Here is a 17,322-nt window from a genome sequence, read left to right as displayed (position 1 = left end):
GCTCAAGAGGGAAATTGCGTCATGACAGAACACGTTCCGGTGAAGGGGCTGCAGCGTAGCCAGCTCTCCAAGCGCACCGGCTGCAACATCGAGACCATCCGCTACTATGAAAATATTGGCCTGATGCCGGAGCCGCCGCGCACCTCCAAGGGATATCGCCTGTATGACGAGACCCACGTGCGACGCCTGCGCTTTGTCCTGCGCAGCCGCGAACTTGGCTTTGGCATTGATGAGATTCGCGGCTTGCTCCACCTGGTTGATCGCAAAAGCCAGACCTGTGCCGAAGTCCAGGAACGGACGAAGCCGCACCTGGCGGAAATCAGAGCCAAGATCGCCGACCTCCGGCGCATCGAACGGCTCCTGTCCCGGACCATGGCGCAATGCTCGGGCGAAGATGTGCCGGAATGCCCGATCCTCGATGCGCTCGCCGCATGACGGCAAGACTTGGCCGGGGTTTTCATCGGTATACCCCGGGAACATGAGGCCAACACCTACTATGAGGCGCAGTGCCGTGCGGTCCGGGCACGCGTTCGTGGCGCGAAAGCCGAATTCTATCACTGGGCCAAGGTCGCCGCCGAAATCGCCCGCATCGCCCCGCGCGCGGAAATGGACACCGACAGGGTGATCGCGATTGTCGCCGAGGAAGAGCGACGCAGCGGTTGACGTGCGGGTGTGCGTGCCGCTTGCGCGCTGCGCCCGGCAAGGGAAGCTTCGCCGTGGCGGGCGAGATCGGTCCGGCCCCGCAATTCTGCCGGGTTGCCCGCCACGCCCTTGCCCGCCTTGCTCTTCGCGGCATGCCGATCCTCGTCCCGGCACGGACCGGGAGCGGGAATCGGTTAAGAGGAGCGCGCGAAGGCGCAGGCGAGATATGGAAAAAGCAGACCTGGAAGAGCTGAGAGGAAAGGTGCCCTGCAGCGCCGTGCTGGAGGACGCGGGGTTCGCGCTCGATCTCAAGGAGAGCAGCCGCAAAGCGATGAAGTATCGCCGCGCCAGCGAGATCATCATCGTGATCCATGACGGCAAGGGCTGGTTCGATCCCTTGTCGGATGCGAAGGGCGACGTCTTCACGCTGGTGGAACATCTCGACGGCGTTCCTTTTGCCGCAGCGCTTTATGTCGTCGCCGAGCTGGTCGGCTTCACGCCGTCCGAGCCGGTCTGGACACGCGCGGCCAGAGACCGCGCGCCCGACCTGACGATCGTGGAACGCTGGCAAATTCGGCGCAAGCCCTGGCCCGGCTCGGCAACATGGCGCTATCTGCGCGACACGCGCCATATCCCCGAGGGTGTTATCCGAAAGGCCATTGCCGCGAACCTCCTGCGCGAAGGCCCGAAGGGTAGCATGTGGGCCGGCCACACCGATCACGCCGGTCAGGTGACCGGCTGGGAGGAGCGCGGTCCCGATTGGCGCGGCTTCGCGACCGGCGGCGCCAAGATGCTGTTCCGTCTCGGGCGGCCCGAAGCGCTCCGGCTTTGTGTCACCGAGGCGGCGATCGACGCCATGAGCCTGGCCGCGATCGAGGACATTCGATCAGACACCCTCTATCTCAGCACCGGCGGCGGCTGGGCACCGGCCACGGTCGAAGCCCTTCGAACATACGCCCACCGGCCGGGCGCTCGTCTTGTGGCGGCCACCGACGACAACGCGCAGGGCGAGATCTATGCCCGCCGCCTGCAGGCCCTTGCGGACGAAGCAAAATGCGGGTTCGAGCGGATGTGTCCGCTGGCGGAAGACTGGAACGCCGAATTGGGAAGAAACCAGGAATCGAGAGGGAGGGAGAAGTCGAAGGAGGACGGCTGCCGCATGCCCGCCGGCCGCCTCAAGGGTGACGCTTCGCCCGGCTGACGCCGGCCCTTGACCCGGCCGGACGGAGAGGCGGCCGCTTGAGAGGGGTCCGGAAGGGCTGAAGACGATGGCGACGTCGAGAGGATGAGCCGCGCTCCAGCCCGGAGGCCAAGGAGCCCACCCATGACCCTCTCTCCCATCCGCAAGATCTATTTCGGAGTTGCCGATCGCCGGCAGATGTTCCGTCTGTTCGATCGCCACGCCCAGCGCCCCAACCGTTGGCAGAACGACGACGGCGCCCTGTTCGCGGGCGAATGGTTCGAGATCGCCCGGCCCGAACACGATTACATGCTCGATATCCTGCCGCCGCTCTGGATGCGCGGTGAGATGTTCGCCCTGGGCGAATTCCTGACCGGCAGCATCACCAGCGTGTTCTATGCGCTGCGCATCAATGGGGCGGACCGCTACTTCCATGCCTATTGCGATCTCGCCCGGCCGGGTTCGCCGGTCGAGATGCGCGATGCCATCGTCGAGCGGGAGCGCCGTCCGGTCAAGGCGATGACCCGCGAGGAGCGGATCGAGCATATCTGGAGCGCCACCGAGGACCGGTATCGCAGCTATGCCGGGGCGGGTTTCCGCCCCGAGAACCGCGGCCAGCGCACCATCATCGTCTATGGCAGGCATGGAAGCAGCTTCGCTCTGCTGGATCATCTGACTGACGTGCAGATCTCGGAAAAGCTTCCCGTTCATCTGCGCCACCTGCCGCTCGCCGAGGCCGCGTGAGGCCGCCATGTTCACCTTCCCGATCATGGCCGTGCGTAAGGTCATCGCGCGCGGAGAAGCCGACGCGGCCGCCAATGGCGGCTTCCGCAATCCCTATTACGGTACCAAGCCGGGCGAGGGCGAAAAGCCCGGCCTTTGGCTCGTTGGCGACGAGGGCGTCTACGTCATCTCGAACGGCAAGCTCGCCGATGGCGAGAGGCCACTCGTCGTCTATTCCGCCGAATGCCACCCGAAGGGCAATCCGGACTGGTGGGACTACAAGCGTCGCCATTTCGGTGGCGATGACGGCATCGAGTTCATCGACGCCGACCTGCTGATCCCGAGTTTCAACCGGAATTTTGGCGCCACGCATCTGAGGGTGCAACTCACCGAGCACGACATCTCGTTCTCGCTGATCACCCGCTGACCCCATCCCGAAACTGTCGCGTGCGTCGCGCCGCCGGCCATCCCGGCGGCGGGCGGGCGTGAACCTTAACACATGGAGAACAACCGATGCCCAATGAGGACCCCTTCACGCTCGATCTCTTCGGCAACACCACCCTTTCATCCGGTCTCGGTCTTGGCGTCACCGCGTTCGCAACGCCGCCCGAACAGCCGGGGGATCGCGATGATGACGCGCCGGAGGACCGAGTGCCGGGTTTACAACGCTGCGGCAAGACCGCCGCCAACGAACGTGGCGAGGACTTCCATCTCGTCGGCGATCGCGGTCTGGCCCGTGGCTGGAGGCAGCGCGCCCATGACAATGTCGCCGCCATCGCGCTCGCCCAGACGATCGAAACCGAAGGCCGTCCGGCGACGGTTGAGGAACAGGCGGTCCTCATCAGGTTCACCGGGTTCGGTGCTTCGGAACTGGCGAATTCGGTGTTCCGGCACCCGGGCGAGGAGGAATTTCGCAAGGGCTGGCAGGACATCGGTTCCGATCTGCAGGATGTTACCTCGGAGCAGGAATACGCTTCGCTCGCCCGCTGCACGCAATATGCGCACTTTACCCCGGAGTTCATCGTCCGGGCCATCTGGGCGGGCTTGCTGCGGCTCGGCTGGCGCGGCGGCCGGGTGCTCGAACCCGGCATCGGAACGGGGCTGTTTCCCGCCCTGATGCCCGAGAACCTGCGCCCGGTCACCCATGTCACCGGGGTCGAACTCGACCCGGTCACGGCACGCATCGCCCGCCTGCTGCAGCCCCGTGCCCGGATCGTCAACGGCGATTTCGCCCGTACAGATCTGCCGGCGCATTTCGATCTGGCGATCGGCAACCCGCCCTTTTCTGATCGCACGGTGCGCTCGGACCGGGCGTATCGCGGCCTCGGTCTGCGGCTGCATGACTATTTCATCGTCAAGGCGATCGACCGTCTGAAGCCAGGCGGGCTTGCGGCCTTCGCCACCTCCAGCGGCACCATGGACAAGGCCGATCCAACCGCGCGGGAAACGATCGCCCGAAAGGCCGATCTTGTCGCCGCCATCCGTCTGCCCGAGGGCAGTTTCCGGGCCGAGGCCGGCACGAATGTGGCAGCCGACATCCTCTTTTTCCGGAAGCGTAAACCAGACGACGCCGAGGGCGACATGTCCTGGCTGGAGACCGACGAGGTCCGGCCTGCAGCCGAGGATGAAGGCCCCATCCGGATCAATCGCTGGTTCGCACGGCATTCCGATCACGTGTTGGGAACCCATACCACGACCTCCGGACCTTTCGGTGAGACCTATACCTGCCTGCCGCAGCCTCATGTCGATCTGGAGCAGGCGCTTGGCGCCGCCATCCATCTTCTTCCGGAAGCGATCTATGACGGCGAGCCGGAAGCCGTCGCCCCGGAAGCCCACGAATTCGATAAGCCCGAAGGGCAGGGCATCCGCGAGGGCAGCTTCTTTGTCGGGAAGAACCAGGCGCTGATGCAGATGCGCGACGGTGAACCCGTCAGCATCACGGTGCGCAAGGGCCGCGCCGCTGACGGCATCTCCGACAAACACGCCAGGATCATCCGCAAGCTGATCCCGATCCGCGACGCCGTGCGCGAGGTCCTCAAGGCGCAGGAGCTTGATCAGCCCTTCAAGCAGCACCAGGTCAGGCTGCGCATTGCGTGGTCGAATTTCGTGCGCGCCTTCGGTCCGGTCAATTCCACCACCGTATCGGTGAAGGAGGATCCCGAAACCGGCGAAGTCCGCGAGACGCACCGCCGCCCCAATCTCCAGCCCTTCCTCGACGATCCCGATTGCTGGCTCGTCGCCTCCATCGAGGGTTACGACCTCGAGACGAACACGGCGCGCCCCGGTCCGATCTTCACCGAGCGGGTCATTGCCCCGCCGTCGGCGCCAATCATCACCTCCGCCGCCGATGCGCTGGCTGTGGTGCTCAACGAGCGCGGACATGTCGATGTCGATCATATCGCTGAGCTCATGCAGGCGGACGCTGATGTCGTCATCGCAGAGCTGGGCGACGCGATCTTTGCCGATCCGGAGACCGGATCCTGGCAGACCGCCGACGCCTATCTCTCGGGCAAGGTGCGCGACAAGCTCAAGGCCGCGGAAGCCGCCGCTGCACTCGATTCGGTGTTTGAACGCAATGTCCGGGCGCTGCGTGATGTCCAGCCGGCCGACCTGAACCCGTCCGATATCACGGCGCGACTGGGTGCCCCCTGGATTCCAGCCGACGACGTGGTCGCCTTTGTACATGAGATGATGGGTGCGGACATCCGAATCCGCCACATGCCCGAGCTTGCCTCCTGGACGGTCGAGGCGCGCCAGCTCGGATATACCGCCGCCGGGACGTCGGAATGGGGCACTGATCGGCGGCACGCCGGCGAGCTGCTTGCCGATGCCCTCAACAGCCGGGTGCCGCAGATTTTCGACACCGTGAAGGAGGGCGATAGCGAGAAGCGCGTCCTCAATGTGGTCGACACCGAGGCGGCCAAGGAGAAACTCACAAAGATCAAGACGGCGTTCCAAACCTGGATATGGTCCGATCCCGACCGCACCGACCGGCTTGCCCGGGACTATAACGACCGGTTCAACAACATCGCCCCGCGAATGTTCAACGGCGATCACCTTCAGCTTCCGGGCGCCTCTGGCGCCTTTTCTCTTTATGGGCACCAGAAACGCGGCATCTGGCGCATCATCTCGGCGGGTTCGACCTATCTCGCCCACGCCGTCGGCGCCGGCAAGACCATGACAATGGCGGCGGCAATCATGGAGCAGAAGCGGCTCGGGCTGATCGCCAAGGCGATGCTGGTCGTTCCCGGTCATTGTCTGGCCCAGGCGGCGCGCGAGTTCCTAGCGCTCTACCCGACTGCCCGCATCCTCGTTGCCGACGAGACCAACTTTACCAACGAGAAGCGGCACCGCTTCCTCGCCCGTGCCGCCACGGCCAATTGGGACGCAATCATCATCACGCATTCGGCGTTCAGGTTCATCTCCATTCCGTCCGCCTTCGAACAGCAGATGATCCAGGACGAGTTGGGGCTCTACGAGGAGCTTCTGACCAGGGTCGAAAGCGACGACCGCGTGTCGCGCAAGCGGCTCGAGCGGCTGAAAGAGGGGCTCAAGGAACGGCTGGAGGCGCTCGCGACGCGCAAGGACGATCTTCTGACCATATCCGAGCTCGGCATTGACCAGATCATCGTCGACGAGGCCCAGGAGTTCCGTAAGCTCTCTTTTGCCACCAACATGTCGAGCTTGAAGGGGGTCGATCCTACGGGCTCGCAGCGGGCATGGGACCTCTACGTCAAGTCCCGCTTCGTTGAAACCAAGAACCCCGGCCGTGCGCTCGTTCTGGCGTCGGGCACGCCGATCACCAACACGCTCGGCGAGATGTTCTCGGTGCAGCGCTTCCTCGGCATAGCGGCGCTGAAAGAGCGTGGTCTGCACGAGTTCGACGCCTGGGCTTCGACCTTCGGCGATGTGACGACCGACCTCGAGCTTCAGCCATCGGGCAAATACAAGCCGGTTACGCGCTTTGCCACATTCGTCAATGTGCCCGAACTCATCGCCATGTTCCGCTCCTTTGCGGACGTCGTGCTGCCGGAGGACTTGCGCCAATATGTGAAGGTGCCGGCCGTCGCGACCGGCAAGCGCCAGATCAGGACCTCCAAGCCGTCCGCCGCTTTCAAGCGCTACCAGACGTTCCTCGACGCCCGCATCAAGGCGGTAGAGGAACGGGAGGGACCGGCGAAGCCCGGAGACGACATCCTGCTGTCGGTGATCACCGACGGCCGCCACGCCGCGATCGATCTGCGCCTGGTCAACCCCGACAATGGAGACGAGCCCGACAACAAGCTCAACGACCTGATCGGCAACGCCTTCCGCATCTGGGTGGAAACCTCACAGAACACCTATCGCAAGCCCGATGGCGATTGCTTTGAGCTGCCCGGTGCCGCGCAGATGATCTTTTCCGATCTCGGCACGATAAGCGTGGAAAAGAGCAGGGGGTTCTCTGCCTATCGCTGGATCCGGGATGAGCTTGTGCGCAGGGGCGTGCCGGCGTCGGAGATCGCCTTCATGCAGGACTACAGACGCGCGCAAGCCAAGCAGCGGCTGTTCGGTGACGTCAATGCCGGCAAGGTCCGGTTCCTGATCGGCTCGTCGGAAACCATGGGCACCGGCGTCAACGCCCAGCTGCGCCTCAAGGCCCTGCATCACCTCGACGTGCCCTGGCTGCCCTCGCAGATCGAGCAGCGGGAGGGGCGCATCGGCAGGCAGGGCAATCAGCATGACGAGATCGATATCTTCGCCTATGCGACGGAAGGCTCGCTCGATGCCACCATGTGGCAGAACAACGAGCGCAAGGCTCGGTTCATCGCCGCCGCACTTTCCGGCGACACCTCGATCCGAAGGCTCGAGGATATGGGCGAGGGCCAGGCCAACCAGTTCGCCATGGCCAAGGCGATCGCGTCGGGTGACCCGCGCCTGATGCAGAAGGCCGGGCTCGAAGCCGACATCGCCCGGCTGGAGCGCTTGCGCGCCGCCCATATGGACGATCAGCGTGCGGTCCGCCGTCAGATGCGCGAGGCCGAACGCGACATCGAGATCGCGACCCGCCGCATTGCTGACACCAGCATGGACATCGACCGGCGCGTTTCGACTGCGGGCGAGGCCTTCGCAATGACGGTCGCCGGCAGTTCCTTTTCCGAGCGTAAGCCCGCCGGGCGGGCACTGATGAAGGAGATCCTCACCCTCGTCCAGCTCCAGCAGGAGGGTGACACGGCAATCGCCTCGATCGGCGGCTTCGATGTCGAATTCTCCGGCGAGCGGTTCGGTGGGGACGGATATCGCTACACCACCATGCTCATGCGCACCGGCGCCGAACACGAAATCGAACTGCCCGTCACGACGACACCGCTCGGCGCAATCTCACGCCTCGAGCATGCGCTTGCGGCATTCGAGGACGAGCGGCTTCGCTATCGCCAGCGTTTGGCGGACGCCGAGCGCAGGCTCTCCTCCTACCGCGCTCGCCAGGGCGAAGCTTTCGCCTTTGCGGGAGAACTTGAAGACAAGCGCCGGCGATTGGCCGAGATCGAAAAGGATCTGGCCGACGATGTTATCGCCAACGCGCCGGGTGTCGATAACGCGGCATGACGCGCGTTGCGCTCAACCCAACCGATCCTCATCATCGATCAGCTCCAGGCGGGACGGGCCGCTCGCGCTCCATTTCCAGAGCACCAGATTCATGTCACCAAGACCGGCTCCCTTCGCGAAACTGCGAACGAGCAGCCCGTTGTAGCCTTCCGCAATCAGGTTGCGCGCGAAACGCTGTGTGGGCGCCTCGCCTGTCTCGATCATCTGGTCGCGCCAGGTCGGATCTGCCAGTGAGGCTTCGTTAAGACCCGCCGCCGTAAGGGCGGCCGTATCTGAGGCGTCGAAGACCATATCGATCTCGGCACGGTAACAGACCAACGTTGTCGGCTGCAGATCGCCCACCTGGTTGGACTCCCTCAGGGCGGTCAGCACGGATGTCGATGTGTAAAGGGCCGGCACACCCTTCGGATTGAACCGGCCCCCATAGCGCTCCGCACCGCGCCCCGACATCGGTTCGCGCGCGAAGACCGGATTGATTGCCCGGTAGAGCTTTCCGGAATAGGTGAGCGCCACGATCAGGCGTGAACGCCGGCGTCGATGGCATCGATAAAATCGAGAACCTCTTCGGCCCGACCGTCGCGAACCAGCTGCATGGCCGTCTGCCCGGAGAATCCAGGCAACGGCTCGGACCGATACCAGGCGTAGGCCATGAGCGCGGACCCGAACCGCGGTTCGACCTTATTGACGATCTCCACCATTTCGCGCAGGCGGCGCTGTGTCTTGTCCGAACGGACGCGATCCTTGCGCTGGATCGCGTCCTTGCCAAGACCGACCGTGCGCGCAATCTCTTCGCTCGTCGTGCGAAAGACGGTTGCGATCTTGTTGGGCGCGAACAACCCGTGATCTGAATATTGTGCGAGGTTCATCCTGCCGCCTCATTCATTGCCATTGTTTCTGACGCAGTATAGCGTCATAGAAAGCGGCATTCAAGGACCGCGCCAGTCGTTTTGCGGGAGAGGGTGAAGACAAGCGCCGGCAACTGGCGGAGACCGAAGCCGAGCTCGCGGACGCAGCGGCAGTGTCCGAACGGGCCGCCGCGTGACGAACTCTCTCTGAGGATAGTCGATCATCCGGAGTTGACCGGAGCCGGTCGGCGGCTAATCTTGCAACATGCCTGAGTAGAAGACGGAGCCTGGCATCTTCGACATTCCGTCATCATAACCGGCGACCGGCATTGCCCCGTCACGCCGAAGATAATCAAGACAGCACCAGCTCCGACTGGCCATGCTGCGGTTTGCTTCCATCCAAAACAAACAATCGGCGCCCGCCTCTCTGGCGGATGCGCGTCAATATATATGGAGCCGGACATGCGCTATGCATTGGTCAACAACGAACGGGTTGAAGCCAGCCACGGTCTTTCTGCCCTGTGCCCGGGCTGCGGACAGCCCATGGTCGCAAAATGCGGCGACCGGCGGGTCCATCACTGGGCGCACCGCGGCAGGCGAACCTGCGATCACTGGTGGGAACCCGAAACCCGATGGCATCGCCAATGGAAGAGCCGATTTCCGGCCGGTTGGCGGGAGTTCGTCCATGTTGCCGCCGACGGCGAGCGACACATCGCCGACGTCAGGACCGGGCACGGACTGGTGCTCGAATTCCAGCACTCCCATTTGCGGCCCGACGAACGCGCCGCGCGCGAGGCCTTCTATCCGAACCTCATATGGGTCGTAGACGGCACCCGCCTCAAGCGCGATGCGCCGCGCTTTGCTGCAGGTGGGCAAATGCTGCGGCCAACGCCCTGGAGGGGAATCTACACGGTCGCCTTCCCGGAAGAGTGTTTTCCGCCGAACTGGCTCGATTGCCGGGCTCCCGCCTTTTTCGATTTCGCCGGTGCGGGACCCGTTGCGCCGGGTGCCATGCCGGTCGAGCGTTATCTTTGGGGGCCTCTGCCCGGGCGGGCGGAGGGCCACGGCGTCGTCGTGGCTCTCGGCCGCGAGACTCTCGTGCGGGCCGCGCGCGAGCGTCCACAGATCCTGGACGCTGTGGGGATCGTCGGCTTCCTTCAGGCGCGGTTCCGGGCGGAACGCGTGGCGGCAATGCAGGAGGGCCACCGGCTCCCATCCGGAAAACCATCGAAGCGCAGGCGCGTGTGGAGAAGGCCGCGGCAACGGCGGCGGTTCTGACGACCGGCAGTCAAGAGCCGTAAACATGATAGGGAGGGGAGGAAGAAGTACCCCTCGCAGAGCGGCCAGGCCGCTGCCGGTTTCACCTCAACCGCGCCGCTCGCGATCCCGGCCCGTCGGTCGTCGCGATGGCTCACGAGCCATGCTCGCCCTGCCGGACAGGGATGCTCCGCCGCAGTTGCACCGGCCCGTCTGCTCCGCGGGCCGGGGGATGTCTTCGGGAAGAAGACGAAAAAGGGGACTGGCGTGGTGCCGGGCCCAAACCCCGAAAGGAGCATCCCGATGGAAATCAAGCTCGTTGATCCGCGCGCGCTCGTCGAAAACCCCGACAGGGCCCGCCGCTCGAAATCCAATCCCCAGGCCGATGCGCTGCTGCTCGCAACGATCAAGGCGGTCGGCATCGTGCAGCCGCCCGTCGTGGCGCCTCAGGCCGATGGCGGCAACGGTTTTGTCATCCAGGCCGGGCATCGCCGCGTCAAACAGGCGATCGCCGCCGGTCTCGACGAGATCGCGGTCATTGTCGGAGAGGCCGCCGAGGATGGCGGCGCCATGCGTTCGCTCGTCGAAACGCTCGCCCATGAGGGGCTCAATCCGGTCGACCAGTGGCGGGCGATCGAGCGCCTCGTCGCCATCGGCTGGACCGAGGAGGCGATCGCCGTGGCGCTCGCGCTTTCGGTCCGCCAGATCCGAAAGCTGCGGCTGCTCGCCAATGTGCTGCCTGCCATGCTCGATCATATGGCCAAGGGCGACATGCCCAACGAAAGCCAGCTACGCACGATCGCGGCTGCTTCGCTCGAGGAGCAGAAGGAGGTCTGGAAGGCGCACAAGCCCAGCAAGGGCGATCCGCAGGTTCCCTGGTGGAGCGTGGCCAACGGCCTTTCCAAGACCCGCATGTATGCGCGCGATGCGAGTTTCGACGACGAGCTCGCTCAGGCCTACGGCATTTCCTGGGTCGAGGACCTGTTCGCGCCCGCCGATGAGGACAGCCGCTACACCACCGACGTCGAGGCCTATCTCGGTGCCCAGCAGGAGTGGATGACGCGGAACCTGCCCAAGAAGGGGGTCATCACCGAGGCCAATACGTGGGGCCAGCCGGAGCTGCCCAAGAAGGCCGAACGGGTCTACGGCAAGCCGAAGAAGTCCGATCACACAGCCATGTATCTCGACCGCGACGGTATGGTGCAGACCGTTCATTTCCGGATGCCGGAGCCGAAAGCAGCCAAGGGCAACGGATCTTCGGGCGAGGATGCCGTGGTGATGCCCAGGACGCGGCCTGACGTCACCCGAAAGGGCATCGAGATGATCGGCGACCTTCGCACCGACGCGCTTCATGAGGCGCTCGGCCGTGCCCCGATCGAGGACGACACGCTGATGGCCTTGCTGGTCCTCGCCTTCGCCGGCCAGAATGTCAGGGTCGATTCCGCCAATGGGGGTGGAGACGACTATTACTATGGTAATCGGCGGATCGCGCGTCACGCGGCGTCGCTCTTCGACACCGAGGGCAAGCTCTCCTTCGACATGGAGACCCTGCGCGTCGCGGTCCGCTCCATGCTGATCGAGGTGCTCTCCTGCCAGGAGAACCGGACCAATAGCGGGATCGTGGCCCGCGCTGCGGGCGATGTGATCGGTGCCGACGGCTTCCTGCCGAATATGGGCACGGAAGAATTTCTGTCCTGCCTGTCGCGCTCCGCCCTCGAGGCATCGTGCGAAGGCACGTCCGTCCTGCCCAGGGCACGGGTCAAGGATACGCGGGCGGCGCTGGTCGAGGCGTTCAACGAGCAGACTTTCGTTCATCCCTCGGCGTTCTTCGCACCCGACCGCGACGCGCTCGCCGCATGGCTGGCCTCCAACACGGTCACCGAGGAGGACGAGGAGCCGGACGGCACGGACGCCGAACCCGTCGACCCGGACCACGACGACAGGGAAGGGTTCCGCGAGGCCGCCGAATAGCCCCACCACCTTTCTCTTTCGAATGCCTGACCCGCCGCCGGTCCACCCCGGCGGCGCTTTCGTTTCAGCAAACAAGAACAGGAGCACACTGTGTCCGCGCAATTCATCTTTGACCACGTGCCGATGGGCGCGATCATCCGCTATTCTGACGGCAGCCTGCGGCCCCCCCCCCCGGAGCGCCATCGGCGCAAGCTGCGGGCCTGGGAAAGTCGCAACAACACCGGCCGGCTCGTCAGGAAACAGGCCGGCACACGCATCGGTGAAACCACGATACCGGCCGCGATCACGCTTCACGAAGGGGATTTCGGCAGCAAGGCGGTGATCGTCCTGCGGGTCTTCAAGACCTTTTCGGTCGATTGCGACCTCGCCTTCACGGTGGTCGAACGGCCCGCCATCGGCTCCGTCCTCGTGTTCGACCGCCCCGGCGATGAGGCCGAGCTCGTCCATGTCACGACCAGCCGCCAGGCCGCCGATCTTCGGAACCGTTCTGCAGCCTGGCGAATCCCGCGAGAAGGATCGCCGGACGTTCGAGGCGCGGCATGCCGGTGACTGGGTCGTCGTGTCGGCGATCAGGTCACAGCACCACGATGGTTTCGTTGAGGTGATCGCCACACTCGGTGGTGGCCGAGGTGAGGGAATGGAGCGCCGGCGCTTTCTGGTCCCGGCCAGCGAGTACGAGGTCGGCCGTTTCGGCTTCGTCGTCGATCCGGCGCGCCACGCTTCCTATGGCGGACCCTCGAGCTTTGTCGCCTGGGGGCGGTGATGTCGATTCCATGGAAGGCCATGGCGGTCCGCTTCGGCTGGCAGGCTGTGTTCGGGATGGAGGGCGCACATCCCCGTCTTGTCGTCCAACACACGCGGCATCGCCATCGCTTCACAGGCGCCGATGCCTGGAAGCGCGCTGTGCTCGTCTCGATCCGCGCGCCACGCTTCAACTATCCAGCACGGAAACCCAACCGATGACCACCTATCTCGTCGCGGTACACATCCTCGTCGACACGCGCGCCGCCAGTCCCCGTTCGGCTGTCGTAGCTGCTTTGGAGAACCGCCTCGACCGTTGTGCAGCGGCTGTTCCGGCGGCCGGCACGATACTCGACTGGGCCGTCGCCGGCGAGGACCTCGCCGCATCGATGGCACCTGTCGTAATTCCGGCCGACTACATGCCGGGAGCAACGCCATTTCCCGAATGGAACGCCGCGCGAGAGCCAAGCGCGGATCAACGGCTCGGATCCGCCCATCAACGCACCGATCCCGCATGCAAGGCGCCTGTCGGCTGATACCTGCAGATGTCGAAGGAACTGATGCGATCGATGCCTTGTCACGTGAGCTCGCTCGTCGGGCGTGTGCGACCGCCATCGTCAGGAAGAGAAGCGAGAACAGCAGTGTTCGGCCGCAAGGATGCTGGGGTGTCCAGCCACTCGGGATGACGGGCGTGCGGTTCCGAGTCATCGTCATTTCCTTCATGGGTCAGCTTCGGTGGAAGGCCACCCCTGCCGGCCTCCCTTCGGTTTTGGCTTCGGTCCTAAACCGGCGGCCGGAGCCTTCAAGGCCGCTGGCGCGCCGCGGAGCGGCCATGCGCACCAGCCTCGGCAAACCAGCCCCGCGGGACGGCGCGAGGGCAATAAGCCCTGCTTGCCCGCAAGGCTGGTCCGCTCGGCTTTGGTCCGCACGGACCCTGAAGCCTCCTTCTTCCGCCGGCTTTCTTGGACCGCGCCCGAAGGGAGGGCCGGCAGGGGCCGGCTCGGGCCTTCGGAAAGACCGTGAAGGAAAGGACTCTCACATGACCAGAACCGCTCGTTCCAGCCGTCAATCCAGCAAGGTCGTCCAGCTCCGCAAGGGCGCCTCCCTCGAAATGGTCCGCCTCGCTTGTCCCGACAGCGCTCAGGCATCGCTCATCTCCGAAAGCTTCGGCCTCCCCGTCATCGACAGCGACGGCATCCGCGAACTCCATCGCAAGATCATCATTGACACGGCCGACTCCTTGAACGAAGGCCTCGGCGAACGCGCCATGCAGATCCATCTCCAGCGGATCGTCGGCTCCTATGTCGGCTCAGCCCACGGCGCCGGTCAATTCTATTCCCGGGCGGTATCGGAAGCCCGCGATGCCACGGCCAGAAACGCCAACGACGATCGCGACGCGGACCTCGACGGTCCTGTTGGCTTCGACAGCGCCGCCCAGCGCAAGCGCGAGTTCGCGGCCGACATGGGCATTCAGGCCCACGCGCTCCGTTGCGCCGCCGAAGGTGTGGTGGCTGCCTACGAAGAGGTCGTCGGCGAAGCCTGGAAGCCCTTCGAACGCCATGTCGAAAATCCCGGGCAGACCGTCGATCGCAAGGCGGCCGAAATGCAGATGGCCGCCCTTGGCTGAGCGGCTCGGGCGGAGCTCCGGCTCCGCCCATCAAAACAGGTCCGCGTGTATGCCCGTTCTATGGCGCGTTCGTGCGTTGACCCGAACCCAATCAGGGTTTTGAAGGCGTGTAGCACATCAGATTCCTTCCGTTGTGGACGACGACGGAGGCAATGATGAACGCACTCTTGGTGCGACAAGCTCGCCCACAACTTCCTGTCCGCTGTGGCCCTCGCAAGCCTCATCGCGTTCTGGGTCAGATGAGTTTCGACCCTAGCTCGCCATCTCAGGCCGTTTCCACTTCGACGTCTACGCCGATCGCATTGGCGATTTCGGTGTAGAGATCGATGGTCGTCTGCGCGCGCAGGGTAAGAATGAGAGCATAGCGCACTTCCCTGTCATAGCGTTCGAGACGCTTTTTCTCACGCCACCAGCCGCCGGTCGGATAGACCGCTATGCCGTGGCGATTGGCAAGGTCGGCAGCCGTACCCTCCCAAACGTCCGAGTGAAGGGAACCCCGATCCCGAAGGCGCGGCCCCAGGACCCATCCATCGTCCTGTCCACCGCCGTAAGCGCCATCTTCCTCTTCACGCGCGGCCGCATTGATGCGTCCACGGAAGGTATCCACGTCCTCTTCGGGCCGCTTCACAGCAAAACGAAGACCGTGCGAGGCGTAGCGGTGGCGTTTCGTCCAGCCCCGCTCTCCCGGATTTGGCTCAATGAAATAGCTCAGCGTCACGCGCAGCTCGACCTGTTCCTCACCGAGGCCCTCCAACGTTTCCACCGGCCACGGCAGATCGTGGAAAATCATGTCGCGTGTCTTGATCGTTGAGCCGTCCAGGAAGAAGGGCTGCATCGAATTCTCGATCACAAGCGTGACATCATTGTTCTGGCTACGGATCGCCCTGGCCAAATCAGGCACGCCGTATCCGTAACGGCGCAGCAGCACGCGTTTATGATTCTGTTTCGGATTAACCGGAAGATGTCCGCGCATGGCTGGAGTCCAGTCAGCGGAATGAACAATCAGCCCCCTGACCGTTTCGGGCCAAAGCTCCGTCCGGTCGGCCAATACCTGCGCTGCCATGCGAGAAGCTAGGGCAGTTGCAGCGCTCGTGTCCGCGATGACGTTGAAGTAACCGGCCTGCAAACGATTGTTCGTCGTCAGCAAGGTGAGATCATCCAGATGATCGCTGTCGCCGTTTGCAGGATTGACCCCGTAATTGCCACCCTCGAAGACAACATCCGGCTTGATCGGCCACTCATGTTGCCATGGCACCGATGTCCGGCTGAGTGGCGAAAGATCGCCTACAGCGGCCAGCGGGCTCCAGCCGGCAAAGGTCGCACCGGTGATGGTGCATTTCTCAGTCACCGCCCCCACCGTCAGCACGTTCCACGCCTGTGCCGGGCTTTCGATCGGCGCCGCATCATTCTGATCGAGATACTCGGCTGCCGGATAAAGGGCGTTCACGTTGCCTGCCGAAACAGCAACAATGCGCTGAACTTCTCCTTCGCCATAGGCCAACTCATCAAGCGCCGCAGACCATGAAGACGGACGCCCGCGCCAATGATCGCCCGCACTGGTGACGGCAAGACAGAACACCCGCGAACGCTCCGGTGCTTGTATTTCGGCGCGGCTGATCGCTTCCGCCGTGATGTATCCGTACAGATCGGGATCATTGCCCCCCTGATCCGGCAAGATTTTAACTGTCTCCAGCGCATGGCTAAGGCTGATCGGATCGGCACTGACAAGCGGATTGGTAAGGTCCCCATACAGGGCCAGACCGCTCATTTTCGTTCCGTGTCCCCGCCATGTGGGGCTCGTGTCCTCCACCGGCCAAACCCCGTTCCATGACTGTTGGTCTCCTGCATCGAGGACCGGTTCGATCAGGGGGTGAATCCGCGTCGAACCGGAGTCGAGAATGCACACTGATGGCGCGTCGGCATCAGGCACTTCCAACCGGTCGGTCAGTTCGTCACTCCAGTCTCGCTGCTCAGCAGGGTCCATCGCCAGAAATACGGATGGCGTATCTCTTGCGAGCCGGAGTTCGGCAATGGCGTCGGTATTGGCTACGATCATGCCGATCTGATTGGGCGTCGCGAGCACGAGCACGACCTCGCGCTCGGGGAAACGAACGACATGCTCTCTCAGCACGATATCGAGAATGTTCGCCGCATGTTCAAGGATGGGCCGGCCTCCCGTGCGCAACCAGACTTCCCACCAGGCCTGCTGTCCTGCCGCCGGAAACAGCTGAATGTCATCCGTGAAGAGCGAGCGGGCATGAGCAAGCCGCACGTCTTCCAAGGAAGCGACCAGCGGCTGGTTCTTGGGCTTGCCAGTTGGCGTCTCCTGCGTCCGATAATCTTCGACCTTCTTGAGGTAGAGTTCCCGCTTGGCCTCCGGAACGAACACCGTGGCCGACAAGCGCGTTTCCGGATCGGCCTCTGCGGGCCGCACAGCCACCAGCTCGATATGATCCTTGCCACGCTTGTCTTCGAGCTTGTCGAGCAGCGCACGCTGCTCTTTGCCTATATCAAATTCGAGATAGAAGCCGGCCTGCCCGCCGGCAATGTCCGGATTGCGCGCTGCGGCCTGTTCGGCTGCGGCGGCAATCGCGGATGTCAACGCCTGTTCCAGCCGAGCCGCATGCTGCGCGCGATTGCGCGCCGGAAGCACAACTTCACCGCCTCCGCCTCTTGGCCACGTGAACTGCTCCCGCCGCCCGTTACCGGCAATATAAATGTGCTTGAGATTCCGCTGTTCCCCGTTCGGCATC

Annotated in this window: 15 protein-coding genes and 1 pseudogene; 13 read left to right on the top strand and 3 right to left on the bottom strand. The window is 64.0% G+C overall.

Features of this window, described 5'->3' with window-relative positions:
- Positions 1-39 precede the first annotated feature (39 nt).
- The 6 genes from KUG85_RS20550 (at position 40) to KUG85_RS20525 (ending at position 8,128) form a co-directional block, all read left to right on the top strand.
- Positions 40-435, top strand: a complete 396-nt coding sequence (locus KUG85_RS20550; protein ID WP_456094048.1) for a MerR family transcriptional regulator — start codon at positions 40-42, stop codon at positions 433-435.
- 9 nt (positions 436-444) lie between these two features.
- Entirely contained in the window at positions 445-663 is a 219-nt protein-coding gene (locus KUG85_RS20545) for a hypothetical protein (protein WP_223006704.1), read from the top strand.
- A gap of 205 nt (positions 664-868) precedes the next feature.
- A complete protein-coding gene (locus tag KUG85_RS20540) occupies positions 869-1,843 on the top strand; it encodes a DUF3991 and TOPRIM domain-containing protein (RefSeq protein WP_223006703.1) in 975 nt (324 codons plus the stop codon).
- A gap of 123 nt (positions 1,844-1,966) precedes the next feature.
- Positions 1,967-2,566, top strand: a complete 600-nt coding sequence (locus KUG85_RS20535; protein ID WP_223006702.1) for a DUF1419 domain-containing protein — start codon at positions 1,967-1,969, stop codon at positions 2,564-2,566.
- A gap of 7 nt (positions 2,567-2,573) precedes the next feature.
- The gene (locus KUG85_RS20530; RefSeq protein WP_223006701.1) at positions 2,574-2,972 is read left to right on the top strand and encodes a DUF3085 domain-containing protein; all 399 of its coding nucleotides are present in this window, start codon (positions 2,574-2,576) and stop codon (positions 2,970-2,972) included.
- Between the two features lie 86 nt (positions 2,973-3,058).
- Positions 3,059-8,128, top strand: coding sequence for a DEAD/DEAH box helicase family protein (locus KUG85_RS20525; protein ID WP_223006700.1), 5,070 nt, complete (start codon positions 3,059-3,061; stop codon positions 8,126-8,128).
- Between the two features lie 12 nt (positions 8,129-8,140).
- Here the strand turns inward: KUG85_RS20525 and KUG85_RS20520 are convergent, their stop codons facing one another.
- Both KUG85_RS20520 and KUG85_RS20515 read right to left on the bottom strand, forming a co-directional pair.
- A complete protein-coding gene (locus KUG85_RS20520) occupies positions 8,141-8,641 on the bottom strand; it encodes an RES family NAD+ phosphorylase (protein WP_223006699.1) in 501 nt (166 codons plus the stop codon).
- A 2-nt stretch (positions 8,642-8,643) separates the two neighbouring features.
- Positions 8,644-8,994: an MbcA/ParS/Xre antitoxin family protein gene (locus tag KUG85_RS20515; RefSeq protein ID WP_223006698.1), complete on the bottom strand. Its 351-nt coding sequence runs from the start codon at positions 8,992-8,994 to the stop codon at positions 8,644-8,646.
- Between the two features lie 441 nt (positions 8,995-9,435).
- Here KUG85_RS20515 and KUG85_RS20510 point away from each other — a divergent pair, with 441 nt between their 5' ends.
- From KUG85_RS20510 to KUG85_RS20480, 7 genes and pseudogenes are all read left to right on the top strand, one after another.
- On the top strand, positions 9,436-10,251 hold the full coding sequence (locus tag KUG85_RS20510; RefSeq protein ID WP_255606520.1) for a competence protein CoiA: 816 nt from the start codon (positions 9,436-9,438) through the stop codon (positions 10,249-10,251).
- Positions 10,252-10,533: 282 nt separating this feature from the next.
- On the top strand, positions 10,534-12,201 hold the full coding sequence (locus KUG85_RS20505; protein WP_223006696.1) for a ParB N-terminal domain-containing protein: 1,668 nt from the start codon (positions 10,534-10,536) through the stop codon (positions 12,199-12,201).
- A 90-nt stretch (positions 12,202-12,291) separates the two neighbouring features.
- A complete protein-coding gene (locus KUG85_RS20500; RefSeq protein ID WP_223017287.1) occupies positions 12,292-12,750 on the top strand; it encodes a hypothetical protein in 459 nt (152 codons plus the stop codon).
- Positions 12,650-12,964 (top strand): annotated as a pseudogene (locus tag KUG85_RS20495) (DUF7007 domain-containing protein); the annotation flags it as partial. The gene KUG85_RS20500 and the pseudogene KUG85_RS20495, both read left to right, overlap by 101 nt.
- Positions 12,964-13,164 carry a hypothetical protein gene (locus KUG85_RS20490; RefSeq protein ID WP_252928172.1) on the top strand — a complete coding sequence of 67 codons (201 nt, stop codon included), beginning with the start codon at positions 12,964-12,966 and terminating at the stop codon, positions 13,162-13,164. The pseudogene KUG85_RS20495 and the gene KUG85_RS20490, both read left to right, overlap by 1 nt.
- Positions 13,161-13,478, top strand: a complete 318-nt coding sequence (locus KUG85_RS20485; protein WP_223006695.1) for a hypothetical protein — start codon at positions 13,161-13,163, stop codon at positions 13,476-13,478. Before KUG85_RS20490 ends, KUG85_RS20485 begins: the two co-directional genes overlap by 4 nt.
- Positions 13,479-13,981: 503 nt before the next feature.
- Positions 13,982-14,569 (top strand): hypothetical protein, encoded by a 588-nt coding sequence (locus tag KUG85_RS20480; protein ID WP_223006694.1) that lies wholly within the window; start codon positions 13,982-13,984, stop codon positions 14,567-14,569.
- Positions 14,570-14,834: 265 nt separating this feature from the next.
- Here KUG85_RS20480 and KUG85_RS20475 read toward each other — a convergent pair whose 3' ends face one another.
- Positions 14,835-17,321, bottom strand: coding sequence for a S8 family peptidase (locus KUG85_RS20475; RefSeq protein ID WP_223006693.1), 2,487 nt, complete (start codon positions 17,319-17,321; stop codon positions 14,835-14,837).
- Between the last annotated feature and the right edge of the window lies 1 nt (position 17,322).

The sequence above is a fragment of the Nitratireductor rhodophyticola genome, from assembly GCF_019891355.1.
GTDB lineage: Bacteria > Pseudomonadota > Alphaproteobacteria > Rhizobiales > Rhizobiaceae > Nitratireductor > Nitratireductor rhodophyticola.
Note: the sequence above shows the minus strand (reverse complement) of the source record. Positions and strands in the feature narration are given on the sequence as shown.

Excerpts from the sequence above, each read along its gene's own strand:
- KUG85_RS20540 (WP_223006703.1), top strand. The coding sequence starts at position 869 with ATGGAAAAAGCAGACCTGGAAGAGCTGAGAGGAAAGGTGCCCTGCAGC.
- KUG85_RS20535 (WP_223006702.1), top strand. The coding sequence starts at position 1,967 with ATGACCCTCTCTCCCATCCGCAAGATCTATTTCGGAGTTGCCGATCGC.
- KUG85_RS20530 (WP_223006701.1), top strand. The coding sequence starts at position 2,574 with ATGTTCACCTTCCCGATCATGGCCGTGCGTAAGGTCATCGCGCGCGGA.
- KUG85_RS20525 (WP_223006700.1), top strand. The coding sequence starts at position 3,059 with ATGCCCAATGAGGACCCCTTCACGCTCGATCTCTTCGGCAACACCACC.
- KUG85_RS20515 (WP_223006698.1), bottom strand. The coding sequence starts at position 8,994 with ATGAACCTCGCACAATATTCAGATCACGGGTTGTTCGCGCCCAACAAG.
- KUG85_RS20510 (WP_255606520.1), top strand. The coding sequence starts at position 9,436 with ATGCGCTATGCATTGGTCAACAACGAACGGGTTGAAGCCAGCCACGGT.
- KUG85_RS20505 (WP_223006696.1), top strand. The coding sequence starts at position 10,534 with ATGGAAATCAAGCTCGTTGATCCGCGCGCGCTCGTCGAAAACCCCGAC.
- KUG85_RS20490 (WP_252928172.1), top strand. The coding sequence starts at position 12,964 with ATGTCGATTCCATGGAAGGCCATGGCGGTCCGCTTCGGCTGGCAGGCT.
- KUG85_RS20485 (WP_223006695.1), top strand. The coding sequence starts at position 13,161 with ATGACCACCTATCTCGTCGCGGTACACATCCTCGTCGACACGCGCGCC.
- KUG85_RS20480 (WP_223006694.1), top strand. The coding sequence starts at position 13,982 with ATGACCAGAACCGCTCGTTCCAGCCGTCAATCCAGCAAGGTCGTCCAG.
- KUG85_RS20475 (WP_223006693.1), bottom strand. The coding sequence starts at position 17,321 with ATGCCGAACGGGGAACAGCGGAATCTCAAGCACATTTATATTGCCGGT.